Origin of the sequence: Citricoccus sp., assembly GCF_035445025.1 — a bacterium.
GTDB lineage: Bacteria > Actinomycetota > Actinomycetes > Actinomycetales > Micrococcaceae > Citricoccus.
This window is the reverse complement of the sequence record NZ_DAOMPX010000022.1, coordinates 26980-52891: the sequence shown is the minus strand read 5'-3', so window position 1 is coordinate 52891 and position 25912 is coordinate 26980. Positions and strand designations below refer to the sequence as shown.

General features: G+C 71.1%; 22 protein-coding genes. 6 read left to right on the top strand and 16 right to left on the bottom strand.

Features of this window, described 5'->3' with window-relative positions; genetic code table 11:
- The coding region (locus tag PLJ28_RS09045) for a DapH/DapD/GlmU-related protein (RefSeq protein ID WP_324590047.1) at positions 1-696 on the top strand (696 nt) is incomplete at its 5' end.
- A gap of 15 nt (positions 697-711) precedes the next feature.
- Complete coding sequence (locus PLJ28_RS09040; protein ID WP_298045550.1) at positions 712-1566, top strand: hypothetical protein; 855 nt, start codon at positions 712-714, stop codon at positions 1564-1566.
- 102 nt (positions 1567-1668) lie between these two features.
- Here PLJ28_RS09040 and PLJ28_RS09035 read toward each other — a convergent pair whose 3' ends face one another.
- From PLJ28_RS09035 to PLJ28_RS08975, 13 genes are all read right to left on the bottom strand, one after another.
- On the bottom strand, positions 1669-2952 hold the full coding sequence (locus tag PLJ28_RS09035) for a citrate synthase (protein WP_010144451.1): 1284 nt from the start codon (positions 2950-2952) through the stop codon (positions 1669-1671).
- 121 nt (positions 2953-3073) lie between these two features.
- On the bottom strand, positions 3074-4216 hold the full coding sequence (dapC, locus tag PLJ28_RS09030; RefSeq protein ID WP_324590046.1) for a succinyldiaminopimelate transaminase: 1143 nt from the start codon (positions 4214-4216) through the stop codon (positions 3074-3076).
- Complete coding sequence (gene fdxA, locus PLJ28_RS09025) at positions 4216-4548, bottom strand: ferredoxin (protein ID WP_010144448.1); 333 nt, start codon at positions 4546-4548, stop codon at positions 4216-4218. The genes dapC and fdxA overlap by 1 nt, the downstream gene beginning before the upstream one ends.
- An 84-nt stretch (positions 4549-4632) precedes the next feature.
- Entirely contained in the window at positions 4633-5121 is a 489-nt protein-coding gene (locus PLJ28_RS09020; protein ID WP_298045546.1) for a hypothetical protein, read from the bottom strand.
- Positions 5108-7015: a translational GTPase TypA gene (gene typA / locus PLJ28_RS09015; protein ID WP_298045545.1), complete on the bottom strand. Its 1908-nt coding sequence runs from the start codon at positions 7013-7015 to the stop codon at positions 5108-5110. Before typA ends, PLJ28_RS09020 begins: the two co-directional genes overlap by 14 nt.
- Before the next feature lie 110 nt (positions 7016-7125).
- The gene (locus tag PLJ28_RS09010) at positions 7126-8946 is read right to left on the bottom strand and encodes an ABC transporter ATP-binding protein (protein WP_298045543.1); all 1821 of its coding nucleotides are present in this window, start codon (positions 8944-8946) and stop codon (positions 7126-7128) included.
- 14 nt (positions 8947-8960) lie between these two features.
- The gene (locus tag PLJ28_RS09005; RefSeq protein WP_324590045.1) at positions 8961-10349 is read right to left on the bottom strand and encodes an ABC transporter permease; all 1389 of its coding nucleotides are present in this window, start codon (positions 10347-10349) and stop codon (positions 8961-8963) included.
- Between the two features lie 5 nt (positions 10350-10354).
- Positions 10355-11872 carry an ABC transporter permease gene (locus PLJ28_RS09000; protein WP_183527099.1) on the bottom strand — a complete coding sequence of 506 codons (1518 nt, stop codon included), beginning with the start codon at positions 11870-11872 and terminating at the stop codon, positions 10355-10357.
- A 187-nt stretch (positions 11873-12059) separates the two neighbouring features.
- Entirely contained in the window at positions 12060-13898 is a 1839-nt protein-coding gene (locus tag PLJ28_RS08995) for an ABC transporter family substrate-binding protein (protein ID WP_298045541.1), read from the bottom strand.
- Between the two features lie 272 nt (positions 13899-14170).
- Positions 14171-15055, bottom strand: a complete 885-nt coding sequence (locus tag PLJ28_RS08990) for an HTTM domain-containing protein (protein ID WP_298045540.1) — start codon at positions 15053-15055, stop codon at positions 14171-14173.
- Positions 15052-15819, bottom strand: coding sequence for a hypothetical protein (locus PLJ28_RS08985; protein WP_298045538.1), 768 nt, complete (start codon positions 15817-15819; stop codon positions 15052-15054). Before PLJ28_RS08985 ends, PLJ28_RS08990 begins: the two co-directional genes overlap by 4 nt.
- On the bottom strand, positions 15816-17369 hold the full coding sequence (locus tag PLJ28_RS08980) for a phytoene desaturase family protein (RefSeq protein ID WP_324590048.1): 1554 nt from the start codon (positions 17367-17369) through the stop codon (positions 15816-15818). The genes PLJ28_RS08985 and PLJ28_RS08980 overlap by 4 nt, the downstream gene beginning before the upstream one ends.
- A gap of 243 nt (positions 17370-17612) precedes the next feature.
- On the bottom strand, positions 17613-18713 hold the full coding sequence (locus tag PLJ28_RS08975; protein ID WP_298045537.1) for a serine hydrolase domain-containing protein: 1101 nt from the start codon (positions 18711-18713) through the stop codon (positions 17613-17615).
- A gap of 134 nt (positions 18714-18847) precedes the next feature.
- Between PLJ28_RS08975 and zupT the strand changes: the two genes are divergently transcribed.
- Both zupT and PLJ28_RS08965 read left to right on the top strand, forming a co-directional pair.
- Positions 18848-19651: a zinc transporter ZupT gene (gene zupT, locus PLJ28_RS08970; protein WP_183527117.1), complete on the top strand. Its 804-nt coding sequence runs from the start codon at positions 18848-18850 to the stop codon at positions 19649-19651.
- A gap of 50 nt (positions 19652-19701) precedes the next feature.
- Entirely contained in the window at positions 19702-21018 is a 1317-nt protein-coding gene (locus PLJ28_RS08965; RefSeq protein ID WP_324590044.1) for an MFS transporter, read from the top strand.
- 4 nt (positions 21019-21022) lie between these two features.
- On the opposite strand, the gene PLJ28_RS08960 is transcribed toward PLJ28_RS08965, so the two are convergent.
- Positions 21023-22384: a S1C family serine protease gene (locus PLJ28_RS08960; protein WP_324590043.1), complete on the bottom strand. Its 1362-nt coding sequence runs from the start codon at positions 22382-22384 to the stop codon at positions 21023-21025.
- A gap of 10 nt (positions 22385-22394) precedes the next feature.
- Positions 22395-22895, bottom strand: a complete 501-nt coding sequence (gene tpx / locus PLJ28_RS08955; protein WP_298045530.1) for a thiol peroxidase — start codon at positions 22893-22895, stop codon at positions 22395-22397.
- A gap of 31 nt (positions 22896-22926) precedes the next feature.
- On the opposite strand from tpx, the gene PLJ28_RS08950 reads away from it, so the two are divergent.
- A complete protein-coding gene (locus PLJ28_RS08950; RefSeq protein WP_183527129.1) occupies positions 22927-23820 on the top strand; it encodes a patatin-like phospholipase family protein in 894 nt (297 codons plus the stop codon).
- Positions 23821-23859: 39 nt separating this feature from the next.
- On the opposite strand, the gene PLJ28_RS08945 is transcribed toward PLJ28_RS08950, so the two are convergent.
- Positions 23860-24423 (bottom strand): PACE efflux transporter, encoded by a 564-nt coding sequence (locus tag PLJ28_RS08945; RefSeq protein WP_324590042.1) that lies wholly within the window; start codon positions 24421-24423, stop codon positions 23860-23862.
- 369 nt (positions 24424-24792) lie between these two features.
- Here PLJ28_RS08945 and PLJ28_RS08940 point away from each other — a divergent pair, with 369 nt between their 5' ends.
- Entirely contained in the window at positions 24793-25752 is a 960-nt protein-coding gene (locus PLJ28_RS08940) for a diaminopimelate dehydrogenase (protein WP_298045528.1), read from the top strand.
- Positions 25753-25912 lie beyond the last annotated feature (160 nt).

Here is a 25912-nt window from a genome sequence, read left to right as displayed (position 1 = left end):
CTGCTGTCCCACCGCCTGGCGGCCCCCAACACCCTCAACCTGGACGGGATCTTCGGCACCCTGGCCAACGTGGTGTGGACCAGCGCCGGTCCCTGCTCGACCGACGGCTTCGAGGCGACCCGGCTGAAGCTGCGCGCCCGCGGCCCCGTGGCGGTGTACGGCGTGGACAAGTTCCCGCGGATGACGGACTACGTGCTCCCCTCCGGGGTCCGGATCGCCGACGCCGACCGGGTGCGGCTCGGAGCCCACCTGGCCGCGGGCACGACCGTGATGCACGAGGGCTTCGTGAACTTCAACGCCGGCACGCTCGGCGCCTCCATGGTGGAGGGCCGGATCTCGGCCGGTGTGGTGGTCGGTAACGGTTCCGACGTCGGCGGCGGGGCCTCCATCATGGGCACCCTCTCCGGCGGTGGCACGCAGCGCATCGTCATCGGTGAGCGCGTGCTGCTGGGCGCCAACGCCGGCGTGGGCATCTCCGTGGGCGACGACTGCGTGGTGGAGGCCGGGCTGTACGTGACCGCCGGGACCCGGGTGACCGTGAAGCAGGACTCGGGGACCGAGTCCGTGGTCAAGGCGCTGGACCTGTCCGGGGTCCCGAACCTGCTGTTCCGCCGCGACTCCTCCACCGGCCAGGTCCAGGCCCTGCCCCGGGCCGGGCAGACCGTCGTGCTCAATGACGCGCTGCACGCCAACTGACGCCCGGGCGTACCGATGAGCCCCCGCCGGACGCGGCGCCGGCGCGCACTCGGGGTGCTCGTGGTCTGCGCGGTGCTCGTGGCGGGCGGGTTCTGGGCCGCCTCCCGGTTCATCGACTCCTCCGAGATCCTGGTGCGGGAGCGGTGCACCGCCGTGGTCGGCACGGAGTCCTTCGGCCTCGCCCCGGACCAGGCGGCCAACGCCGCCCTGATCGCGGCCGTGGCCATGGACCGCGGGCTGCCCGCCCGGGCGGCCTCGATCGGCATCGCCACCGCCGTGCAGGAGTCCAAGCTGCGCAACATCGACTACGGGGACGAGGCCGGGCCCGACTCCCGCGGGCTGTTCCAGCAGCGGCCCTCGCAGGGCTGGGGGTCCGAGGAGCAGGTCATGGACCCGGTGTACGCCACGAACCGGTTCTACCAGGAGCTCGAGCTGCTGGTCCCGGACTTCGAGGACCTGGACATCACCGTGGCCGCCCAGACCGTCCAGCGCTCGGCGTACCCCGATGCCTATGCCGACCACGAACCGGAGGGCCGGGCCTACGCGTCCGCCCTGACCGGGCACTCCCCCGCCGGGCTGAACTGCGTGCTGCGCTCACCCGAGGGCCCCGGGGACGCCCGGGCCCTGGTGGCCGCCCTGACGGACCAGCTCTCGGACGTGGATCCCGCGGTCTCCGGGGACGGGCACACCGTGACCATCCCGGCCACGGGCGCGCGCGGCTGGGCCCTGGTGCAGTGGGCCGTGGCCAACGCGCGGCAGTACGGCGTCACGGCGGCGTCCTTCGGCGGCCAGGGCTGGGTCCGCGCGGACCACGGCTGGTCGCCGGCCACCGGGACCGAGGGCGCGGTCACCATCACCCTGGCGGGTTGAGCGGTCCCCAGACGCACGAATCCCGGTCATCCCGACCACGCCCCCGCCGGGACGGCCGGGGTGTCGTCGGGATGACCGGGAGACGCGGACGGGTGCTCGGGCTCAGCGGCCCGGGTAGTCCCGCAGGTCGTAGCCGGTGTAGACCTGGCGCGGCCGGCCGATCTTGGTGGACGGATCCTGCATCAGCTCGCGCCACTGGGCGATCCAGCCGGGCAGGCGGCCCAGGGCGAACAGCACGGTGAACATCTTCTCCGGGAAGCCCATGGCCTTGTAGATCACGCCGGTGTAGAAGTCGACGTTCGGGTAGAGGCGGCGCTCCACGAAGTAGTCATCGGCCAGGGCCTTCTCCTCGAGGCGCTGGGCGATCTCGAGCAGTTCGTCGTGGCCGCCGAGCTTGCCCAGGATGTCCTCGGCGGTCTTCTTGATGATCTTGGCGCGCGGGTCGTAGTTCTTGTAGACCCGGTGGCCGAAGCCCATCAGCTTGATGCCGGCCTCCTTGTTCTTCACCTTCTCCATGAAGTCCTCGGGGCTGACACCCTCGTCCTTGATGCGGTGCAGCATGTTCAGCACCGCCTCGTTGGCCCCGCCGTGCAGCGGGCCGTAGAGGGCGTTGATGCCGGCCGAGACGGAGGCGAACATGTTGGCCTGCGAGGAGCCCACGAGGCGCACGGTGGAGGTGGAGCAGTTCTGCTCGTGGTCGGCGTGCAGCATGAGCAGCATGTCCAGGGCCTTGACCATGTCCGGGTCCAGCTCGTAGGGCTCGGCCGGGACGCCGAAGCACTGGCGCAGGAAGTTCTCCACCAGGTTCAGCGAGTTGTCCGGGTACAGCATCGGCTGGCCCAGCGACTTCTTGAACGCGTAGGAGGCGATGACCGGCAGCTTGGCCATCAGCCGGATGGTGGAGATGTGGACCTGTTCCTCGTCGAACGGGTCCAGGGAGTCCGGGTAGAACGTGGACAGCGCGGACACCGCGGAGGACAGGACCGGCATCGGGTGGGCGTCCCGCGGGAAGCCGCCGAAGAAGCCCTTGAGGTCCTCGTGGAGCATGGTGTGGCGGCGGATGTTCTCGTCCCAGGCTCCCAGCTGGTCACCGGTGGGCAGGTCGCCGTAGATCAGCAGGTAGGCGACCTCCAGGAAGGAGGAGTTCTCGGCCAGTTGCTCGATGGGATAACCGCGGTAGCGCAGCACGCCCTCGTCGCCGTCGATGAAGGTGATGGCCGACTTGGTGTTGGCCGTGTTCATGAACCCCGGGTCGTAGGTGACCAGACCGGTGTTCTTCAGCAGGGGCCCGATGTTCAGACCGTCGTTGCCGGCGGTCGCCTGCTCGCGGGGTAGGTCGACGCTCGTGCCGTCGACGGACAGCGCTGCCGAAGTGTTCTCGGTCATGGGTACTCCCTCATGAGTTCGTCGGTGACGCGGACCACGGCACCGAGGGGTGGGGGTCGCGATGATTCAATCCTCGTCAACGCTACCAAGCACCGGGCTGATGCACGGAATCGGTGACGACCTAACGCCAGGCGCGAAGCCGTTCCGCGGCCCGGGCGACGGCGTCGTCCGTGGCCGTGATCGCGACCCGGACGTAGCCGTTGCCGGCCGTGCCGTAGAACGTGCCCGGGCCCACCAGGATGCCCCGTTCCGCGAGCTGTCCGACCAGCGCCCAGCTGTCCGCCTCGCTGGGCGCACCGTCCCGGGTGCCGTCCCGGGTCCAGAGGTAGAGCCCCGCCTCGGAGTGGTCCACGACCAGGCCGGCCGAGGTCAGGGCGTCCTTCAGCAGCGACCGCCGGGCGCGGTACCGGTCCTTCTGTGCGGCCACGTGGGCGTCGTCGCCCAGCGCGACCGTCATGGCGGCCTGCACCGGCGCCGGGACGATCATCCCGGCGTGCTTGCGGCTGTTGACGAGGTTCCTCACCAGGCCCGGGTCCCCCGCCGCGAACGCGGCCCGGTAACCGGCCAGGTTGGACTGCTTGGAGAGTGAGTACACGCTGAGCAGGCCCGTGTGGTCCCCGCCGGAGACCTCCTCGGAGAGGATGCAGGGCGTGCCGGCCGCGGAGTCGTCCCACCGGTCCCAGCCGAGCTCGGCATAGCACTCGTCCCCGGCCACCACCGCGCCGAGCCGCCGGGCCTGGTCGACGACGGAGCGCAGCCGGTCGGCGGAGGCCACCTGCCCGGTGGGGTTGGCCGGGGAGTTGGTCCAGACCAGTCTCACGCGGGCGCGGGTCCCGGCGTCGAGGTCGTCCAGGGAGTCCGCGGCGACGGCCTCGGCACCCACCAGCAGCGCGCCGATGTCGTAGGTGGGGTAGGCGACGGTCGGGCGGACCACCACGTCCCCGGGGCCGATGCCGAGCAGCAGCGGCAGCCAGGCGATGAACTCCTTGGAGCCCACGGTGGGGATCACGGCCTGCGGGTCCAGCCCGGGCACGCCGCGACGTCGGGCGTACCAGGCGGCGATGGCCTCGCGCAGTTCGGCCGTGCCGTGCGTGGTCGGGTACCCGTGGGCGTTGGCCGCCGCGGCCAGCGCACGCTGGATCAGTTCCGGGGTGGCGTCCACGGGCGTGCCGATGGACAGGTCGCTGATCCCCCCGGGATGGCCCGCTGCGGTGCGCCGGTAGGGCGCCAGGGACTCCCAGGGGTACTCGGGCAGTGTGAGCACTACAGGTCGGCCGGCTGTGGCTGCGGGGGCAGCGCGGCGACGAGCGGGTGGTCCTTGTTGATCAGGCCCATCTTGGCCGCACCGCCCGGGGAGCCGAGGTCGTCGAAGAACTCCACGTTGGCCTTGTAGTAATCGGCCCACTCCTCGGGCGTGTCGTCCTCGTAGTAGATCGCCTCGACGGGGCACACCGGTTCGCAGGCGCCACAGTCCACGCACTCGTCGGGGTGGATGTACAGCATCCGCTCCCCCTCGTAGATGCAGTCCACCGGGCATTCATCGATGCAGGCCTTGTCCTTCAGGTCCACACACGGCAGGGCGATGACGTACGTCACTTCAGACCGTCCACCTTCCAGCGGTTCGTCGGTTCGGGTCCGGGCACCACGCGGCGTGCCGGACGAGAGGTTTCTGCGGACAGTCTAGTCCCGTGACGCGGGCACCCGCAGGAGCGGCTGGGCCACGAGCATCGTGAGCACGGCCACCACGGGCAGGCCCCACAGCCAGACCGCGCCGGAGACCGCCGGGCCCGGGACCACGCGCAACGTGTACTCGGTCAGGGCCACCGCGAAGGTGTCCAGTCCCGGCCAGGCGGACAGCCCCAGCGCGGTGGTGAAGGCCACGATGGCGCTCACGCCACCGGCCCACGCGACCGAGCAGCGCAGCGTCCACCACAGCTGCGCGGACGCGGCCAGCACCAGCGCGAGGACGGCTCCCCACGGCAGGACGGTCTCACCCAGCCAGGCGAAGTGCGTGTGCAGCACGGTGCCCAGGACCCCGACGCCCGCCCCGACCAGGACCGCACCCAGCGCGGCGCGCCAGGGGGCCATGACCGCGGACGGGGCGTCGTTGTGCCGGCCGGGACCGTCCGGTGTCGGGGTGTTGCGCCGGGGCGCCTCAGGCGCGGGCACGGGCGCGGTTGGCCTTGTTCCGCTCGTTGGCGTCCAGGATCACCTTGCGGATGCGGATGTCCTCGGGGGTGATCTCCACGCACTCGTCCTCGCGGGCGAACTCGAGCGACTCCTCGAGGGTCAGCCTGCGCGGCGGGGTCAGCCCCTCGAAGGAGTCCGAGGAGGCCGCACGCATGTTCGTGAGCTTCTTCTCCTTGGTGATGTTCACGTCCATGTCATCGGCGCGCGAGTTCTCGCCGACGATCATGCCCTCGTACACCTCGGAACCGGGCTGGATGAAGAACGTGCCGCGTTCCTGCAGGTTGATCATCGCGAACGGGGTGGCGGTGCCCGAGCGGTCGGCCACCAGCGAGCCGTTGGTGCGGTACTCGATCGGGCCGGCCCAGGGCTCGTAGCCGTTGGCGATGGAGGAGGCGATGCCGGCCCCGCGGGTGTCCGTGAGGAACTGGGTGCGGAAGCCGATCAGGCCGCGGGCGGGGACGTTGAACTCCATCCGGATCCAGCCGGTGCCGTGGTTGGACATCTCGGTCATCCGGCCCTTGCGGGCGGCCATCAGCTGGGTGATGGCGCCCATGAACTCCTCCGGGGTGTCGATGGTCATCAGTTCCATCGGCTCGTGGACCTTGCCGTCGATGGTCTTGGTGACCACCTGGGGCTTGCCGACGGTCAGCTCGAAGCCCTCGCGGCGCATCTGCTCCACCAGGATGGCCAGCGCCAGCTCACCGCGGCCCTGGACCTCCCAGGCGTCGGGACGCTCGGTGGGCAGGACCTTCAGCGAGACGTTGCCGACCAGCTCGGCGTCGAGGCGGTCCTTGACCTGGCGGGCGGTGACCTTGGCGTTCTTCACCCTGCCCGCCAGCGGGGAGGTGTTGATGCCGACGGTCATCGAGATCGCCGGGTCGTCCACCGTGATCAGCGGCAACGGCTTCGGGTTCTCCGGATCGGTGAGGGTCTCGCCGATCATGATGTCCTCGATGCCGGCGACGGCCACGATCTCCCCCGGGCCCGCCGACTCGATCGGCTCGCGGGACAACCCCTTGGTGCCGAGCAGCTCGGTGATCTTCACCGTCTTCAGCTGCCCGTCCTGACGCGCCCAGGCCACCTGCTGGCCCTTCTTCAGGGTGCCGTTGAAGATGCGCAGCAGGGCCAGGCGGCCCAGGAAGGGAGAGGCGTCCAGGTTCGTGACGTGGGCCTGCAGCACCTCACCGGGCGTGTAGGTCGGGGCCGGGATGTGCTCCAGGATGGTCGCGAACAGCGGCTCCAGGTCCTCGCTGTCCGGCAGCTGGCCGTCCGCCGGCTGCTCGAGGGAGGCCCTGCCGGCCTTGCCGGAGGCGTAGACGATCGGCAGGTTCAGCACGGAGTCCAGGTCCAGGTCCTCGACCTCGTCGGCCAGGTCCGAGGCCAGGCCCAGCAGCAGGTCCATGGAGTCGGAGACGACGCCGTCGATGCGCGCGTCCGGACGGTCGGTCTTGTTGACCACGAGGATGACGGGCAGCTTGGCGGCCAGGGCCTTGCGGAGCACGAAGCGGGTCTGGGGCAGCGGTCCCTCGGAGGAGTCCACCAGGAGCACGACGCCGTCCACCATGGACAGCCCGCGCTCGACCTCACCGCCGAAGTCGGCGTGGCCGGGGGTGTCGATGACGTTGAAGGTCACCATCTCGCCCTTGGCCGCGGGACCGGAGTAGAACACGGTGGTGTTCTTGGCCAGGATGGTGATGCCCTTCTCGCGTTCGAGCTCACCGGAGTCCATCACCCGGTCCTCCACCTCACCGTGGCTGGAGAAGGCGCCGGCCTGGCGCAGCATCGCATCCACCAGGGTGGTCTTGCCGTGGTCGACGTGGGCCACGATGGCGACGTTGCGGAGATCGGTGCGCTGGGTGAGGGTTTCAGTCATAGAGGTGCCTGTTCATCGAGGACGGCGGAAGGTACGGGGCTGCCGGCAAAGCCGTCTACAGGCCCCGTCCGATTGTACGGGACGCCGGCAAGCGCTCCCGTCCGCCGTCCTCAGTAGGGGGTCTCGCCCAGGGACTGCAGCAGCTGGCGCCGCTCGGTCCGCTTGGCCAGCTGCTCGTCCGGGTCCGGGGCCGGGGCGGCCGCCAGCAGGCGCTTCGTGTAGTCCTCGGCCGGGTGGTGCAGCACCTCGGCGGTGGGGCCCTGTTCCACCTGGCGGCCGTCCTTGAGGACCAGCACCCGGTGGGCCAGCATGTCCACCACGGCCAGGTCGTGCGAGACGAACAGGCAGGCGAACTCGTACCGGGACTGCAGCTCGGCGAACATGTCGAGCACGGCGGCCTGCACGGACACGTCCAGGGCCGAGGTCGGCTCGTCCGCGATCAGCACCTCGGGGTCCAGGGTGAGCGCCCGGGCGATGGAGATGCGCTGACGCTGACCACCGGAGAGCTCGTGCGGGTACCGGTTGACCACCGAGCGCGGGAGCTTGACGGCGTCCAGCAGCTCGTAGGCCCGCTGCATCTGCGACGCCCTGTTGCCCACCTTGTGGATGACCATCGGTTCGGTGATGACGTCACCGATCGGGAAGCGCGGGTCCAGGGAGGCCGCGGGGTCCTGGAAGACGACTCCGATGCGCTTGCGCATCCGGCGGGCCTCGCCACCGGCCATCCGGGTCAGGTCCTCCCCGCGGATCCTCAACGAGCCCTGGGCCACGGGCAGCAGCCCCAGGACGGCCTTGGCGATCGTGGACTTGCCCGAACCGGACTCCCCCACCAGCCCGAGGATCTCCCCCGGGGACACCGTGAAGTCGATGTCGTGCACCACGCGGTTCTTCTTGCCGCGGTGGTCGTACTCGATGCACATCCCCTCGGCCTCGATGGCATAGCTGACCCTCGACTGGGTCTCGGTGACCGGCTCCGGTTCGGCGACCTCCAGCTCGGCACCGAGCCGCGGCACGGACGCCAGCAGCCGTTGCGTGTATGGGTGCTGGGGGTTCTGCATGACCTGGTGGACCTCGCCGGACTCCACCAGCTCGCCGCGCAGCATCACGCAGACGCGATCGGCCATGTCCGCCACCACGCCCATGTTGTGCGTGATGAGCAGGATGCCGGTGTTCAGCTGGTCCTTGAGCGAGCGCAACAGCTCGAGGATCTCGGCCTGGACCGTGACGTCGAGTGCGGTGGTCGGTTCGTCGGCGATGATCACCTCGGGCGAGCAGCTGATCGCCATGGCGATGACGATGCGCTGGCGCTGGCCTCCGGAGAACTGGTGCGGGTACTGCCGCAGCCGGTTCTTCGCGTCCTGGATCCCGACCATCTCCAGCAGCTCCGCGGCCCGGCGGTCCGCCTCGGTGCCGAAGGCGATCCCGTGCAGGTTCAGCGCCTCGGTGAGCTGGTCACCCACGGTCAGCACGGGGTTCAGCGCGGTCATCGGCTCCTGGAAGACCATGGCGGCATGGCGGCCACGGATCCGGCGCAGTCCGGAGGCGTCCAGTGCGGTGACGTCGCGGTCGCCCAGCATCACCGTGCCGGAGACGTTCGCGTTGTTCGGCAGCAGGCCCATGGCGGTGGCCGAGGTGACCGACTTGCCCGAGCCCGACTCACCGACCAGGGCGACGACCTCACCCGGCTTGATGTCGAAGCTGACCCCCTTGACCGCCTCGACCTGGCCGAACTCCGTGTCGAAGGTCACCGAGACGTCCTGGAAGGACAGGATCGGCCTGCCGTCGCGGTCCGGGTGGCGCTGGACCACCCCCAGCGAGCCGGTGGCCGGGGACGAGCCCGACGTCGGCCGGGCCGCGTGCGAGCCCGGCCCGGGAGCCTCGTCCACCACGTCGGCGGTCCCTTCACGGTTCTTGCGTCCGAAGATGCCCATGGCCTCTCCCCTCCTCAGTCTCTCGGTTCCTGGTCGTCACGACGGTGCTCGTCCGGGCGGTCTCCGCCCGGGTGGTCTCCGTCCGGGCGGTTCCTGCCCTTCCGGCGGTCCCCGTGCCGGCGGGGCCCCCCGTGCGGCTCATCGTCCGAGTGGATCTCGTCGCGCAGTTCCGCGGAGGTCGTCGTCGGCCTCAGCGCCCCGGTGGCGGGCACGTCCCGGCCGCCGGCTCCGGCGCTGGTCTCCGTGGCGGCCCGGTCGAGGGCCTTGTCCCGACCGGAGATGCCGAAGGTGCCCAGGCGGCGGTTCCTCCGCGCCGTGCGCGCGCCCTGGCGGGGGTCGAACGCGTCGCGCAGGCCGTCGCCCAGGAAGTTCACGGACAGGGCGATGGCCAGGATGAGCATGCCGGGCCACCAGAACAGCCACGGACGGGTGGTGAAGGCGTTCTGGTACTGGCTGATCAGCAGGCCCAGCGAGGACTCGGGGGCCTGGACGCCGAAGCCCAGGAAGGACAGCGAGGTCTCCAGCAGGATGGCCGAGGCGATCGCGAAGGTGGCGTTGACGACGATCACGCCGATGGTGTTCGGGAGCAGGTGCCGGCCGATCACGCGGGCCGGGTGGGCTCCCATGGCCACCGAGGCCGCCACGAACTCCTTCTCGCGCAGGGACAGCACCTCACCGCGCACCAGCCGGGCCAGGGAGGTCCAGGTGACCAGTCCCAGCACGACCGCCAGGGGGATGATGCCGGCATCGAGGCTGGAGGTCATCCGGCCCAGCACGGCGGCCAGCACCAGCAGCGGGATCACGATGATCAGGTCGGTCAGGCGCATCAGCAGGGAGTCGATCCACCCGCGGAAGTACCCGGCGATGGCACCGATGGTCGCACCGATCACGGTGGAGACCAGGCCGACCACCAGCGCGATGATCAGGGACTGCTGGGTGCCGCGCATGACCAGGGCGAAGTAGTCCTTGCCCGTGTTGTCCTGGCCGAACGGGTGCTCGCCCCAGCGGATGCCCTCCCCGCCCAGCCACTGCGGGACCAGGGACAGGGTGGGGGCGCCGCCGTCGACCACCGTGGACGAGGTCAGGTAGCTCTTGTCCCACCAGCCGGGGATCCCGGCCCAGCCGATCGAGCTGAACGCGAGGATGAAGATCAGGACCAGGAACACGGCCGAGGGCATGGCGGCCCTGTGGTTCCGGAACTTGCGCAGGACCATCTGGCCCTGGCTGTAGGACTTGCCGGTCTTCTGCCGCAGCTTCGCGTCCTCGACCTCGGCGAGGTTGGCCATGTCGACGGCCTGCTGGGAGGGGCCGGTGCCGTCCCGCAGGGTCGTGGCGGTTCGTGACGGGTTCTCGTCCATGGTCTTCGGGTCCTGCTCGTTGCGGGGGTCGGTGTCGTTGCGCATGCCGCTCACACCCGGATCCGGGGGTCGAGGACCGCGTACAGGATGTCGGCCAGCAGGTTGAACAGCACCGCGGCCGTGCCGGTGACCAGGAAGAAGGCCATCACCGGCGCGGGGTCCACCTGGTCCAGTCCGGTGGCGAACATCTCGCCCATGCCCTTCCAGCCGAAGACCCGTTCCGTGATGACGGCACCGCCGATCAGGGCCGCGAAGTCGAAGGCCATGATCGTGGTGATCGGGATCAGCGAGTTGCGGAAGGCGTGCTTGAGGATGACCTGCCGCTCGCCGAGCCCCTTGGCACGGGCGGTGCGGATGTAGTCCTGCTGGCTGACCTCGAGCATGGACGCGCGGGTGTAGCGCGAGTAGGTCGCCAGGGAGACCAGGGCCAGCAGGATGGTGGGCAGCAGCAGCTGGGTCCCCTTGTCCAGGAAGTCCTCCCAGAAGGTGCCGGAGAAGTTCGGGGTCTGCGAGCCGATGGTGGAGATCGGCCGCCCCACGATCTCGAGGTATCCCGGCCAGGCGCGGAAGAGGTGCTCCACGATGATCAGCAGGCCCATGACCCCGGCCGTGAAGAGGGACACGATGGTGGCCGCGCCCTTGGAGAACCCGCCCATCAGGCGACCCACGGCGACCGCCACGATGACCAGCACGACCGCCAGGACGAGCAGGGTCGTCCAGGTCGGGTCCCACAGCAGGGTGTAGGTGGCGTAATAGGACACGACGCCCAGGGCGGCGGTCACCAGCCCCGCGTACAGCACGCGGCGGTTCTGCAGGCCGGCGCCCAGCGCGGTGGCCCCGACGGCGGCCGCGGCCCCGACGAGCGCGATGACGACCGGGCCCAGTTGCGGGTACTGGGCGAAGTTCAGCCAGTCCAGGTACGGGATGGCCAGGACGGTGAAGAGGAAGGCGCCCAGGAAGGTGAAGAGGCGGCGCCTGGCCGGACCGGCCAGTACGGCCTGCAGGACCACCCCGAGCAGCAGTCCGGCGACGATCGCCGCGGGCCAGGTGAAGCCCGGGTCCGCCATCCAGTCGTTGAACCCGATGGCCAGGTACTCCTTGAGCAGCACGGCCGCCCAGAAGACCGGCAGCGAGAAGAACAGGAACGTCAGGAAGGTGACCGCGTAGTCCATGCCGGAGTACTGGCGGATGGCGGTCAGGATGCCGATGACGATGCCGAAGACCATGGCGATCACCGTGGCCAGCACGACCAGGCGCAGGGTCGAGGCGGCGGCCAGCCCGAGCAGGTCGACGACCTCCTGGCCCTGGCGGTTGGTGCCGAGCTCACACTGGCCGATGAAGCACTGGCCCACGCCGGTGAGCCAGGTCCAGTACCGCTGGTACCAGGGCATGTCCAGGTTCATGAACTGGGTGCGCTGCTGCATGAGGTAGTCGCGGTTCTCCGCGTTGGACTCGCGCAGGTCGGCCAGGGGATCGCCGGAGTTGATGGTGAGCACGTAGAGCAGCACCGAGGCTCCGAGGAGCACCAGGAACGAGCTGCCGAAGCGCCTGAGGATGAATTTCAGCACAACTGAACGTTGCCTTCCGTACCAAGGGTGTCGTGGACGTGGTCATGATCACACCACGGGCCGCTCCCCCGACACGGCCGGACCCGCCGGGTCCGGCCGGTCGTGGGGAGCACGGCTGAGGCCCGGCCGGATGATGGCCGGGCCTCAGCAGTGGTCATGGATCATCCCCGTGGGGGTCAGCCGAGGGTCACTCGGCGCGGACCCACTGCTGGGCGTTCCAGACGGCCCCGGACTGGGTGGCGGTGTCGCGGACGTTGGCCACGTCCGCCGAGTGCGCCACGACGCCCGGGTGCGCGTACAGCGGGATGCCGAACAGGTTGTCCCACAGGCCCTTCTCGATGACCTTCACCTGCTCGGCGTGCACGGCGGGGTCGACGGATCCGGCCAGGGTGTCCCAGGCGGCGTCGACCTCCTTGTTGGAGAACTTGCCGTAGTTCTGCTGACCGGTGGAGTGGTAGATGTTGCGGCCCGAGGCGATCTGGCCGGAGCCGGCCCAGGCGAACAGCGCGACCTCGTAGTCACCCTGCGGCATGGTCTTGTCGAAGAAGTCGGCGGAGCCCACGTCCTCGATCACGAAGCCGGCCTCGTCACAGGAGGACTTGATGGCGGCCACGGTATCGGAGCGGCGCGGGTTCGGGGCCGAGTAGCCGATGCGGACCTTGGTGCCCTCGGCGCCCTCGGCCTCGACGATCTTCTTGGCGCCCTCGACGTCGACCTCGTCATAGCTGCCGTCATAAGCGGCGTCCACGACCTCCTGGTAGGTGTCCTGGAACGGGAACACCTCGCGGGCGTTCATGACCACGGCCTCGGGGTCGACCGGCTTGATCAGGTTGTCCACGATCTGCTGGCGCGGCACGCACATGGCGAAGGCCTTGCGCAGTTCGAGGTTGTCCGCGAACGGCGAGCCGTCCATGAAGTTGAAGTCCAGGTGCTCCCAGGTCAGGGAGGCACCGGTCTGGATGACGATCTGGTCGCCCAGGTCCTCCAGCTGGGACAGGGTGTCCACGGTGGCCTGCGGCTCGATGACGTTCAGGTCACCGTTGGCGAGGGCCTGGACGTGGGTGTCGGCGGCCGCGAAGCGGATGACCAGTTCCTTGGTGGCCGGCGGGGTGCCCCAGTAGTTCTCGTTGGCCGTCAGGGTGATGGACTGGCCCGGCTCCCAGCTCTTGAACGTGTAGGGGCCGTTGGAGGGGGCGATCGACTCGTCCGGAAGGGTGCCCGGGGAGGTGTTCCAGCCGGTGTTCCAGAACTCGGCGGCGGGGGCCAGGGCCTTCGCGTCCTCGTTCCGGACGGCCTCGAGCATGGCGTCCATGCCCATGCCGGACTCCTCGGCGACCACGTGGGCCGGCAGGGCGGTGTCCACGAGGATCGGCCAGTCGGCGTAGGGCTCCTTGAAGGTGATGGTGAATTCCTTGCCGGCGGGATCACCCTCCGGCGCCTCGCTGACGTACTCGCCGAAGGACTGCGAGATGGCATTGAACAGCGGCGCCGCCTCCTCGCCCGAACCGGTGGTGATGCGCGGGTTCTCGACGCCCCACTTGAGGATGTAGTCGGCGGCGGTGACGGGGGTCCCGTCCGACCACACGGCCTCCTCGTTGATGGTGTACTTCACCGTCAGCGGGTCATCGGAGACCTTCTCGTAGGTGCCGTACTCCTCGTTCTGGTAGATCTGTCCGTCGGTGCCGAAGTAGGCGAAGGTGGAGATGAGCCGCTCGGTGACCGCCGAGTTGTAGGTCGAGTAGGTCTCCGGCGTCATGGAGTTGTAGGAGATGAACTCGTCCTCGCCCACCGAGTAGGCGATGGAGCCGTCCTGGGTCTCGATCTCCCCGAGGTCCGCCAGTCCGGTGTCGGCGGGTTCGACGGTGTACTTCTCCCCGAAGTCGCCGGTCGCGACCTCGCCGTTGCCCTCGGGGGCGGCGGAGCCGGTGTCAGAGTTCTCGGCCGGGCCGCCCGGCGCGCAGGCGGACAGGACGAGCGCGGAGCCGGCCAGGAGGGCGGCTGCGGCAGAAAGCTTTGTGTACTTCATCAAAGCGTCTCCATTCAGACAGGTGCGAGGCGTGCTGTGCTCCCGATCCGACCCGTCTGGGGTGGAGGGCCGGTCTCCGGCCGAAATCCGGTTTCCCCTCCCCGGCCGGTAGTGAGCGACACCACAAGGTGTGCAAGACATTAGTCCCGCAACATGTAAAAGCACCATTGAATAGTCGGCCGCCGACCGGATCGTTACCATCCCGTAACTTGGCGGCCACCAGCGGAAACATGCTGTTTTCAAGACTTCATCGGCGGTTCACAAGCGGGCTCTCACCGGGGCATTTGGGGCCCCGCCGGGACGTACGGCAGGTAGGAGATCCCGGAGACGTTGTACGTGAACCTGATGCCCATGACGATCCGGATCCCCACGTGCATGCCCCACGCCCCGAGGGCGAACGCCTGGCCGAGCCTGCGGTGCACGAGCGACAGCGGCGCCCCGAGCTCCACGGTCAGGGAGACGGCGGCGAGAAGGGTGAACAGTCCCTTCTGCCGGTACAGCGCGGAACCGGCCTCGGTCCTGGCGGAGCCGAAGAGGTCCTTGCGCAGTCCGTCCACGGCGATCTGGCCGCGCAGTACGTCGCCCTGTGCCCACCTCATCCCGAGGGGGCCCCGGACCTTCGCCACGCCGGAGATGAAGTAGACGGCGCAGGTGGCGATGTTCAGCACGGTCGGGACCGCGCCGTAGGCCCGGTCGAAGCGCTGCGGGAGCAGGGTGCGGTCACGGACCAGGGCGTCGACGCTCAGGGCGTCGGCGGAGCGGGTGGTTCCCAGGACCATCTGGTGCATCGTCATCATGTTGTCGTTGTGCAGCAGCATCGTCCAGGAGTTGCGGTAGGTGATGGTCCACAACTGCAGCGCCGCGTTCAGCGGACCGGTCACCCGGTGGCCGATCCCCAGCGTCGCCGCGATGTTGACCGCCTGGGCGGTGTCGAAGAGGGCGTCCGCCACCGTCGGCGGCAAAGGCCTCCTCAGCACCCTGACCACCCCGACAGGGGTGAACTGCGTCTCGTCCTGGCGGTGGAGCCTGCGGAACATGGGACGCCGGCGGATGTTGTGCACCGCGGAGAACGTGCCGGTGGCCAGGCGCAGCACGGCCGGGCGCACGGGTTGGGCCGCCGGGCGGAGGTGGTCGACGAGGGTCTGGACGAGGGTCATCGGGTGGTCTCCTGCGCGGGGGCCCGCACGGTGCGCGGTGCGGCCTGGACGGTGTGCTCGGTGCGGTAGTCGGCCGGCGTGTTCCCCTGGCCGATGGGGGCGGGTGGCGTATTGCCGAGCCCGGATCGGGCCATCGGCCCGGTGGGCGGTCCCTGCGGGTCCTGGGTGGGGTCGGTGCGGGTCTCGGCGACCTCGACGGCCGTGCCTCCGACGTCCGCGCGGGCGTGGACGGTCTCGACCTGCGGGGTGGTGTTGCCCGCGTAGTAGGTGTCGAAGAAGTACCGCGAGCGCACGACCTCGACGCGGACGATGCCGGATTCGCGGCGGCGGCGGACGGCACCGGGGCCCCCTCCGCGCGGCACGGGCCGCTCACCCTGGGCGGCCAGGGCATCGGCGTAGCGCTGGGCGACCTCCACCGCGCGGCCCTGGCGGACCATGCGGGTGACCTGTTTGCGGACCTGGTTCAGCCCGCCGGCGCCGAAGTGGCTGTAGTGCGGGACGATCCGCTCACCCTCGGTGGTGAACCCGGTCACGTGCGGGATGCGGGTCCGGTCCTTGCGGTGGTCCGAGAACATCGGATAGGTCGAGAGCGGGAAGGAGTCCTCCTCGGCCTTGTCCCTGCCGTTGAAGTAGTGGCGCACCGGGGAGAGCAGCACGGCGGCCAGGGCGGCTCCCGCGGCCAGCGCCCAGAGGTCCCGCTCCGTCGCTGCGGGGGCGGTCAGCACCCCCGGCAGCGACGTCGGACGGGTGGGGTCGTCTGTCATGGTCTGTCCTCTCGAGGGGTGCGGGGGTGCGTGTGACGCCGGGTGCGGCCCCGCGCCGCGTCGGCCAGGGCGGCCCGGGCGGCGTGCAGTCCGGCCATGCCGTGCACCCCGCCTCCGGGCGGGGTGGACGAGGAGGCCAGGTACAGCCCCGGTGTGCCGGTGCGGTGGGGGCTGAGCACGGGGGCCGGTCGCAGCACCTGCTGCAGCCCGCCCATGGATCCGCCGGCCACGTCCCCGCCGATGAGGTTGGGGTTCCAGGACTGGAGGGCCGAGGGGGTGGTGGCCACCCGGTGGACGATCCGGTCCCGGAAACCCGGGGCGAAGCGTTCGATCTGTTCGGCGATCAGGTGCTCGACCGGGGCGTCGTACCCACCGGGGACGTGGGCGTAGGTCCACACCACCGTCTTCCCGGCGGCCGGGCCGGTGGCCCGGGACGGGTCCCCCGCCTGCTGCTGGCAGACCATGACGAACGGCCTGTCCGGCATCCGGCCGGCCTTGGCCTCGCGCTCGGCGTGCTCCAGCTCGGCCAGCGTGCCGGTCACGTGGACGGTACCGGCGCCGGCCACCCGGGAGTCGGTCCACGGGATCGGCCCGTCGAGCAGGTAGTCCACCTTCGAGACCCCTGTCCCGTAGCGCCAGCGCCGCAGGTGCGCGGCATAGCGGTCACTGAGGTCCGCCCCGTCGAGGGCGAGCAGCTGCCGGGGCGTGAGGTCGAGCAGGATCGCGTCCGCGTCCGGGAACTCGCGCAGGTCGGTGACCTCGTGGTCCAGGTGGATGCGCCCACCGTGAGCAGCCAGGACGGAGGCGAGCGCCGCCGTGATGGCACCGGAGCCGCCCTTGGCCACGGGCCACCCGCGGGTCATGCCCAGGGCACCGAAGATCAGGCCGAACGCGGCCGTGAACAGGTGGGTGGGCGGCAGGATGGCGTGGATCGAGGAACTCGCGAACAGGGACCTCGCCGTCTCGTCCCGGAAGATGGCCCGGCCGACGGCGCCCGCGGGCCAGAGGGCCCGGATCCCGAAGCGGGCCATGCTGACCGGGTGCCGCGGCACGCGCACCAGTGACGGGCCGAGGATGTTCTCCAGGTGCGCGTCGATGTCCTCCACGAGCGGGGCGTGCAACCGGGTCCACGCCGTGCCGTCCTGACCGAGTCCGGCGGCCGTGGCCTCGAGGGTACGGTGCAGGATCGCCGCCGGACGGCCGTCCAGCGGGTGTGCCATCGGGTAGTCACTGTGCAGCCATTCGAGGCCGTGTGCGCCCAGGTCCAGGTCCCGGAACACGGGGCTGGCGACACCGAAGGGATGACCCGCCGCCCCGAGGTCCACGATGGTCCCCGGGCCGAGCACGTCGGCGGAGGCGGAGGCACCGCCCGGGGCCGTGTGCCGCTCGTAGACGTCGACCTCCCAGCCCGCGCGGGCCAGCACCGCGGCGGCGGTCAGCCCGTTGGGTCCGGAGCCGACGACGACGGCGCGCCGCCCGTGCGTGGATCGCCTGGATCGACCGGTGGGTCGGGGAGTGTGCGCCTGCTGCGCCGGCTCCTGGTGCGTCATCACGTCTGTTCCTGTCCTTGGAAGATCCTGTGAATATCCTGCGGGACCGGTATGAGACGGGGATGAGTCGACGATGAGACGACGATGAGGGCCCCGGCCGGGTCGGCGATCCCGTCCTGCCGAACCTATCGGATGGCCCTGGTCCTGGGGATGGGCCCGGTCCTGGGAGGGGCGTGGCCCGCAAAGAGTCTGCGTCTCGGGACGGCCCCGAACCACGCGGGCCGGTCAGTTCCGGAACGCCGGTCAGCACCGGCGGGCGGCGGCGCGGATCGCGTCCGAGACCCGCACGAGCAGCCTCTTGTCCGCGGGGTGGCCGCTGGCCCGGTCGGTGACGAGGCCGACCGCGAGGTCCAGGTCGGGATCCGCCCAGCCCAGGCACACGTCCGAACCGTTGTGCCCGAAGGACCGCACGGTGCTGGTGGCCCCCAGCGGGCACCATGCACCGGTGCCACCGAGCTGGATCCCGGTCCCCCACCGGGTGGGCAGCCGGGTCCAGGCGTCACGGCCGCCGTCCGAACTGGGTGCGCACAGTGCCTCCCGTTCCGGGGCGGAGAGCAGGTCGCGGTAGAACAGGGCGAGCTGGCGGGCCGTCGTCGAGATCCCCGCCGCCGGGATCCGTGCCTGGCGCACGGACCGCCGGTTGACGATGGCCGCGACCACCGGTCCGCCCGGCAGGGCCCGGTGCGAGCCGTCGAAGGGCAGGCACCGGTGCAGCTGGTCGTCCGGCACCCCGGGGTGGACGTCATGCAGTCCGGCGGGGCCCAGCACCAGGTCGTGCAGCAGCTGCGGCCACGGACGGCCGGTGGCCCGGCGGGCCACCTCGGCCAGGATGAACCCGAAGTCCAGTGGCTGGTAGGCGGACAGGCCCGGATAGCGGTGGTCCCGGCGTCGGCCGCGGGCCACCCGCTCGAGCGAGGCCTCGAGGCGGTGCATGGCCAGCACCGCCGCCGGGTACGGTCCCGCCGTGGGGGCGGCCGCGCGGTGGGTGAGCACGTCCCGGACGGTCGTGCCGGCCTTGGAGCCGTCCCCACCGGTCCCGAACTCGGGCCAGTACTCCCCCACCGCGGCATCCAGGTCCAGCACGCCCCGGCCCGCCAGCCGGTGGACCAGCAGGGACGTGAAGGGCTTGGAGGCCGAGAACAACCACCCCAGGGCGTCCGGGTGGCAGCGGACCGCCCCGTCCAGGACGATGACCCCGCGGTGGATCACGGACAGCTGCACGCAGGCCCCGCGCGAGGCGGCCAGGGCCAGGACGTCCCGCCAGCCACCCTCGGACACCGGACGGGCGTCCGGCGGCGGGCCGGCGCCGGCGGGACCACCTGCCGGGTCCGGCGTCGTCATCATGGGGACAGCGTACTGAGGCCCGTTCCGCCGCCCCTACACTCGGGGCATCCCCCGGCACCGGTGGCATTCGGCGGACGCCGGGGTGCACGGGGGGGCACGACCCTGCAGGACACGGACGCAAGGAACGGCTCGGCGTGGAGAACTTCTGGCTGGCATTGGGGCTCACCGTGCTCGCCGGGTTGTGCACGGGCATCGGCGGGCTCATCTCCGTGCTGCCGCGGCGCACCAGCGGCCCGTTCCTGTCCGTGGCCCTGGGCTTCTCGGCGGGCGTGATGCTCTACGTGTCCTTCCTGGAGATCATGCCCAAGGCGCTGACGTCGCTCACCGCCGCCACGGACCCCACGGGGGGCCACTGGGCGGCCGTGGCCTCGTTCTTCGGGGGCATCGTGGTGATCGGGGTGATCGACCGCCTCGTCCCCGCACCCATCAACCCGCACGAGCCCGGCCAGGTCCACGACCCGGCCACGGCCGCCCGGCGCCGGCGGATGATGAGGACCGGCACGGTGACCGCGCTGGCGATCAGCCTCCACAACTTCCCCGAGGGCTTCGCCACCTTCGTGGCCGGGCTGACGGACCTGTCGATCGCCCTGCCCGTGGCCCTGGCGATCGCGCTGCACAACGTCCCGGAGGGCGTGGCCGTGGCGGTGCCGGTCCGGGAGGCCACCGGGTCCCGCCGCAAGGCCGTGCGGTGGTCCTTCGTCTCGGGGCTGGCCGAGCCGGCCGGTGCGCTGATCGGTTTCGCGCTGCTGATGCCGTTCCTGAACGACGTCCTGCTGGGCATCACCTTCGCCGTGGTGGCCGGGATCATGGTGTTCATCTCCCTGGACGAGCTGCTGCCCACGGCCCGGGAGTACGGCAAGCACCACCTGGCGATGTACGGCCTGGTGGGCGGCATGGCCGTGATGGCGGTGTCCCTGCTGCTGTTCGCCACGGTCTGAGGTCCCCCCTCCCCCCGGACCCGCGGCGACGAACGGTGTAGAACTGGTCCATGACCAGTAGTGACCCCGGCGCCGACGCACGCACCGCCCCCGACAGCCCGGCCGACGCGGGGCGGGCTCCGCAGCCGGCACCTGCGGCGGGCACGGGTCGGTCCGCGCGTCCGGGGACCGTCGGCATCGTCCTGGCGGTGCTGGCCGTGCTGTTCATCGCGGCGAACCTGCGCCCGGGCGCCACCTCCCTGGGACCGGTCCTGGCCGAGGTCTCGGCGTCCTTGGGGATCGACGGCGGCGTCGCCGGGGTGCTGACCGCGCTGCCCGGGCTCATGTTCGGGGTGGTGGGACTGCTCGCGGTGCGGATGGGCCGGCGCGCGGGGCTGTCCCTGACCATCGCCCTGAGCCTGGTGCTCGTGGTCGCGGGGCTGCTGCTGCGCCCGGGCTCCGGCTCGGTCTGGGCGTTCGTGCCGCTGACCGCGCTGGCCCTGGCCGGGATGGCCGTCGGCAACGTCCTGGTCCCGGCGTGGGTCAAGCGGCACGGCCGCCGGCACACGGTGGTCCTGATGACGCTCTACAGCATGTTCCTGACCGTGGGAGGCTCGGCGGGCTCAGGGCTGGCGGCCCCGATGGCCGGCCTCGCGGGCGCCCTGGGCGACCCCGCGGACGGCTGGCGCTACGCCCTCGGGTTCTGGGGACTGATGGCCCTCGTCCCGTTGGTTCTGTGGCTGGTCGTCGCCCGCCGCACCGGGCACGACTTCCCCACGGCCCCGCCCCGCGAGCACCCGGACCGGAGCCTGGCCTCGTCCCCCACCGCCGTCGCCCTCATGGTGCTGTTCGGCGTGCAGGCGATGAACGCCTACGTGCAGTTCGGCTGGATGCCCCAGGTCTACCGGGACGCCGGCCTGGATGCGAACCTCGCCGGTTCCCTGACGGCGGTCATCGCCGGTATGGGCATCATCGGCGGGCTGGTCATGCCCACGGTGATCGAGCGCTCCCGCACGCTCGCACCATGGATGCTGGGCTTCGGACTGCTCACGGCGGCCGGGTACATCGGCCTGCTGCTCGCACCCGTGGCCGGTGCCTGGCTGTGGTCGGTGCTGCTGGGCGCCGGCGGTTTCGCGTTCCCGACGGCGATCTCGCTCATCCCCGCCCGCAGCCGCGATCCCCACGTCACCGCCCGGCTCTCCGGATTCGTCCAGCCCTTCGGCTACATCCTGGCGGCGCTGGGGCCCCTGGCCGTCGGCTTCCTCCACGCCGGGCTCGGGGACTGGACGCTGGTCCTCGTCCTGCTGGCCGCCTCCGGCGTGGTGATGGCGGTGGCGGGACTGCGCGTCTCCGGCCGGGTCTTCGTGGACGACGAGCTGGCCGGCTGAGCGGTCAGTACACCACGGCCGCCTGCAGGTCGACCTCACCGGCGCGCTCCTGGCCGTCCACGGTGGTCCACTGCACGGAGACGATGTCCCCCACGTTGTGGTCGTTGACGATCTCGGACAGCTCGGCCGCCGAGACCACCGGGTGCCCGTCGACGGCGTGCACCGTGTCCCCGACCCGCAGGCCGAGCCGTTCGGCGGAGGAGCCCGGGGACACCTCCCTGACCACCGCGGCCCCGTCCTCGGTCTGCACGGTGATCCCCAGGGCCCCGTCCACGCCGATGCTGACGGTGTCCGTCTCCTCCCCGGACAGGACCTGGGCCACGATCTCCAGCGCGGTGGCCACCGGGATGGCGTAGCCGTCCACGGCCTCCGCGTCCTCGCCCTGGGAGGCGGCGGTGGTGATGCCCACCACCTGGCCGTCACCGTCCACCAGCGGCCCGCCCGAGTACCCCGGCACGACGTCGGCACTGGTCTCGATCAGGCCCGTCAGCCGGGAGTAGTCGTCCGGCACGCCGGAGGAGGCGACGATGGACTCGCCCAGTGCGGTGACCTCACCGGTCACCGCCGTGAGGAACCGCTGTCCTCCGCCGTTGCCGACGGCCGCCGAACGGTCCCCCAGTCGCGGCACCTCCGGGTCGATCGACGCCGTGGGCAGGTCCGGGGCGTCCTCGATCTGGAGGACGGCGACATCGTGCAGGGAATCGCGCCCGAGCACGGCGGCGTCGTAGGTCTCACCGGTGTCCGCCACGGTCACGGTGACCTCCGAGGCGTCCTCGACCACGTGGTAGTTCGTGATGGCCAGTCCCTCCCCGCTGAGCACGATCCCGGTGCCGGTGCCGATGCCGGACATGAGCCGGGTGTCCACCATCAGCACGCCTGGTGCCTCGGTGACCTTCCGGCCCTGGTCCAGCCCGGCCTCGTCGAGGTTCGGGCCGGCCGCCCAGTCCACCCGGATGCCCTCGTGGGCATGCCGCAGCGTCTCCCCCAGGGGCTCCCCCTCCGCGGCGGGCCGGGCCGTCTCCCCCTCCTGGACCGCGACGATGTCCCGGATCTCCTGGACGGTCAGCACGGTGACCCCGCCCGCGAGGATGAGGGCCCCCGTGACCCCGGTGGCGATGATCAGGCGGTACACGCCGCCGCGGGGGCGGCGGGGCGGCCGGCCGGAGGGGAACTGCTGGTGCGGGTACTGCCCGTACGGGACGTGCTGGTGGGTACCGGCGTGGTGCCCGTGCGGAGGGTGCGCGCCCCGGGCCGGGTACTGCCCGGGCACGGGGAAGACCGGCCCGACGACGGGGGGCCGGCCTGGGTAGGGCGGGACCCCGGCTGCGTCGCGACCGGGATCCCGGGGGTCGGAGGGGTCGTTCACCGTGCTCCGGTCAGGCGCGGGCGGCGGCGATCGCCGCGTCGTAGTCCGGCTCGGTGGTGATCTCCGGGACCACCTCGGTGTACGTCACGGTGCCCTGGGGGTCGATCACGATGACCGCACGGGCCAGCAGCCCCGCCATGGGTCCATCGGCCTGGGTCACGCCGTAGTCCTGGCCGAAGCTGGAGCGGAACACGGAACCGGTGACGACGTTGTCGATGCCCTCCGCGGAGCAGAACCGGCCCGCGGCGAACGGCAGGTCGGCCGAGACGGCCACCACGGTGGTGTCCTGGAGCCCGGCGGCCAGTTCGTTGAACGTCCGGACGGAGGCGGCGCACACGCCGGTGTCCAGCGAGGGGAAGACGTTCAGGATGACGGTGCGGCCGGCCAGCGACTCGAGCGAGACGGGCGACAGGTCGGAACCGGTGAGCTCGAAGGCGGGGGCGGAGGACCCGACGACGGGGAGTTCGCCGACGGTGCTGACGGGGGTGGACTTGAATGCTGTGGTTGCCATGCGTTCAAACCTAGCCGTTTAGGCTGTCGGCGTGGAACTGCGCAGCAACGTCACCGACACCGCACTGCTCTTCGAGGGCGGCGGCATGCGGGCCTCCTACACCTCGGCCATGGTGGTGGCCCTGCTGGAGGCCGGGATCCACCTGGACTTCGTGGCCGGGATCTCGGCGGGGTCCTCCAACACCGCGAATTACCTCGCCCGGGACGCCTGGCGGGCACGGCACTCCTTCGTCGACTTCGCGGCCGACCCGAAGTTCGGCAACTGGAGGACGTTCGTGCGGGGCGACGGGCTGTTCAACGCGAAGTACATCTATGAGGAGACCGGGCTGCCGGACCAGGCGCTGCCGTACGACTGGGAGACCTACTGCGCGAACCCGGCCACCGTCCGCATCGGGGCCTTCGACGCCGAGTCCGGTGAGCAGGTGTGGTGGGGGCGCCAGGACACCCCGGCGATCCAGGACCTCATGGTGCGCGTCCGCGCGTCGTCCACCATGCCCGTGCTCATGCCCCCGGTGCACCTGGACGGCCGGACCTACGTGGACGGCGCGCTGGGCCCGGACGGCGGCATCCCGGTGTCGGCGGCCGAGGAGGCCGGGCACGAGCGGTTCCTGGCGGTGCTCACCCGCGAACGGGACTACGTGAAGGGTCCCGAACGCTTCCCCCGGTTCTACCTGCGTTACTTCCGCAGGCACCCCGCGATCGCCGAGGCGCTGCTGACGCGGTGGACGCGGTACAACCAGACCCGGGAGCGGCTCTTCGACCTCGAGCGCCAGGGCAAGGCCTACCTCTTCGTCCCGGAGCGGATGCCGGTCTCGAACGGGGAGCGGAACGTGGCCAGGCTGCGCGCCTCCCACGAGGCGGGGCTGGCCCAGGCACGCGGCGAGATCCCCGCGATCCGGGACTTCCTGGGCCTGCCGGCCGTCTAGGCCTGAGATCGCCGCGGCAACCCGGTTCCCCGTACGGGGCTACTGCGCGGAGTCGGGCAGGCCGAAGATGCGGTCGAAGCACCAGGCGTAGACGGCGTTGTAGACCAGGAAGAAGATGATCAGCGCCAGTTCGTAGAGGAACGCCTCCCAGAGGCCGACCTGGAGGATCAGCGCCACCGCCGGGACGAGGACCACCACGAGCCCGGCCTCGAACAGGAACGTGTGCAGCAGGCGCATCCACAGGGGCCTGCCGGTGTGCCCGGAGCGACGCTCCCACCACTCGAACAGGGTGTTGAACAGCATGTTCCACAGCAGGGCGACGACCGAGGACACCACCCCGACGACGGCGCTGGAGCCGGCCGGGTTGCCCAGGGCGGCCAGGATCAGGGTGGTGAACACGATCGCCAGGGCCTCGAAGACCACGGCATAGGCCACCCGGCGCTGCATCGGCGACGAGAAGACGCGCCGGCCGACGAGGGCGGGGCGGCCGCCCGGGGCCGCGGGCACGTCGCCGGTGTGCCGGCGGGCCCGGCCACCGGTCACCTCGGCGGGTGCGGCGCCGGGTGCGTCACCGGTTGCCTCAGCGGCAGCGTCGACAGGCATATCGGGGCGTGGGCTCGCGGGCATGGGTACTCCTCCATGGTTCTGTCCATGGGAAGTCCTCTGCCGGTTTCGCGTCCATGGAATCGGATGCTCGGCGCGCAGGTCCCGTCCCCGGCCGACGGCGGACACCCCCGACCCGGACGGCCTCGACGGCGCCGTGGCCCCAGTCTAGCAAGGCCCCGTCACGCGAGACGACGAGACGGTCCCTCGCCCGCGGCGGCGTCACCCCCGGCCTAGGATGTCGGGGATCGCGGGCGCCGCGGTCCCCCGGCCGGGCCGGCCGGAACGGACGCGGCACCGCCACCGCAGCACATCGTGGAAATCGTGGAAATCGTGGAAATCGTGGAAATCGTGGAAAGAGGACAGCACATGACCATCAGGGCCGCCATCGTCGGGTACGGCAACCTCGGCCAAAGCGTGGAGAGGCTCGTGCGGCTCCAGCCGGACATGGACCTGGTCGGGATCTTCTCCCGGCGCAGCGGCCTGGACACGGACACCCCGGTCCTGCCGGCGGCCAGTGCCGCCGAGCACGCGGACGAGGTCGACGTGCTGTTCCTGTGCCTGGGCAGCGCCACGGACATCCCCGAGCAGGCCACCGGCTACGCGCGGCACTTCACCACGGTGGACACCTATGACAACCACCAGCTCGTCCCGGACCACTACCGGGCCATGGACGCGGCCTCCCGCGAGGGCGGCCACGTGGCGATGGTCTCCACGGGCTGGGATCCCGGACTGTTCTCGCTGAACCGGACCCTGGCCGATGCCCTGTTCCCGGATGCCCAGCAGAACACCTTCTGGGGCAAGGGCCTGTCCCAGGGCCATTCGGACGCCGTCCGGCGCGTGCCCGGCGTCCGGCGCGCCGTGCAGTACACGATCCCCAGCCAGGAGGCGATCGAGGAGGCCAGGGCCGGCCGGGGCGCCGAGATCACCGGCGCCTCCGCGCACGTGCGGGAGTGCTACGTGGTGGCCGACGAGACCGACCACGCGGCGATCACCGAGGCCGTCACCACCATGCCGGACTACTTCGCCCCGTACCGCACCACCGTGAACTTCATCACCGAGGAGGAGTTCGAGCGCGACCACCAGGGCATGCCGCACGGCGGGCACGTCATCACCTCCGGGGACCTCGGCGGGTCCCGCAGCTCGATCGAGTTCGCCCTCGAGCTCGGCAGCAATCCCGACTTCACCGCCGCCTCCCAGGTGGCCTACGGGCGGGCCGCCGCCCGCCTGCGGGCCGAGGGCAGGACCGGTGCGTTCACCGTGCTCGAGGTCGCGCCCTACCTGCTCTCCCCCACCCCGCTGGAGGAGCTCATCCGCCGCGACGTCTGAGCCCGCTCCGCCCCCCGCCGGGCGCGGCCGCGGGAGCAGGCCGCGCCCCGCGGGGAGGAATGGTCCCCGCGGGAGGACCGGCCCCCTCGGGGGACGACCGTTCCGCACCCGCCTGGACGGTCGCCGTCGTATGCTCGGGACATGCCGATCACGAGCGAGA

Coding starts and splice junctions, on each gene's coding strand:
- PLJ28_RS09040 (WP_298045550.1), top strand. CDS start 712: ATGAGCCCCCGCCGGACGCGGCGCCGGCGCGCACTCGGGGTGCTCGTG.
- PLJ28_RS09035 (WP_010144451.1), bottom strand. CDS start 2,952: ATGACCGAGAACACTTCGGCAGCGCTGTCCGTCGACGGCACGAGCGTC.
- typA (WP_298045545.1), bottom strand. CDS start 7,015: ATGACTGAAACCCTCACCCAGCGCACCGATCTCCGCAACGTCGCCATC.
- PLJ28_RS09010 (WP_298045543.1), bottom strand. CDS start 8,946: ATGGGCATCTTCGGACGCAAGAACCGTGAAGGGACCGCCGACGTGGTG.
- PLJ28_RS09005 (WP_324590045.1), bottom strand. CDS start 10,349: ATGCGCAACGACACCGACCCCCGCAACGAGCAGGACCCGAAGACCATG.
- PLJ28_RS08995 (WP_298045541.1), bottom strand. CDS start 13,898: ATGAAGTACACAAAGCTTTCTGCCGCAGCCGCCCTCCTGGCCGGCTCC.
- PLJ28_RS08990 (WP_298045540.1), bottom strand. CDS start 15,055: ATGACCCTCGTCCAGACCCTCGTCGACCACCTCCGCCCGGCGGCCCAA.
- PLJ28_RS08985 (WP_298045538.1), bottom strand. CDS start 15,819: ATGACAGACGACCCCACCCGTCCGACGTCGCTGCCGGGGGTGCTGACC.
- PLJ28_RS08980 (WP_324590048.1), bottom strand. CDS start 17,369: ATGACGCACCAGGAGCCGGCGCAGCAGGCGCACACTCCCCGACCCACC.
- PLJ28_RS08975 (WP_298045537.1), bottom strand. CDS start 18,713: ATGATGACGACGCCGGACCCGGCAGGTGGTCCCGCCGGCGCCGGCCCG.
- PLJ28_RS08965 (WP_324590044.1), top strand. CDS start 19,702: ATGACCAGTAGTGACCCCGGCGCCGACGCACGCACCGCCCCCGACAGC.
- tpx (WP_298045530.1), bottom strand. CDS start 22,895: ATGGCAACCACAGCATTCAAGTCCACCCCCGTCAGCACCGTCGGCGAA.
- PLJ28_RS08945 (WP_324590042.1), bottom strand. CDS start 24,423: ATGCCTGTCGACGCTGCCGCTGAGGCAACCGGTGACGCACCCGGCGCC.
- PLJ28_RS08940 (WP_298045528.1), top strand. CDS start 24,793: ATGACCATCAGGGCCGCCATCGTCGGGTACGGCAACCTCGGCCAAAGC.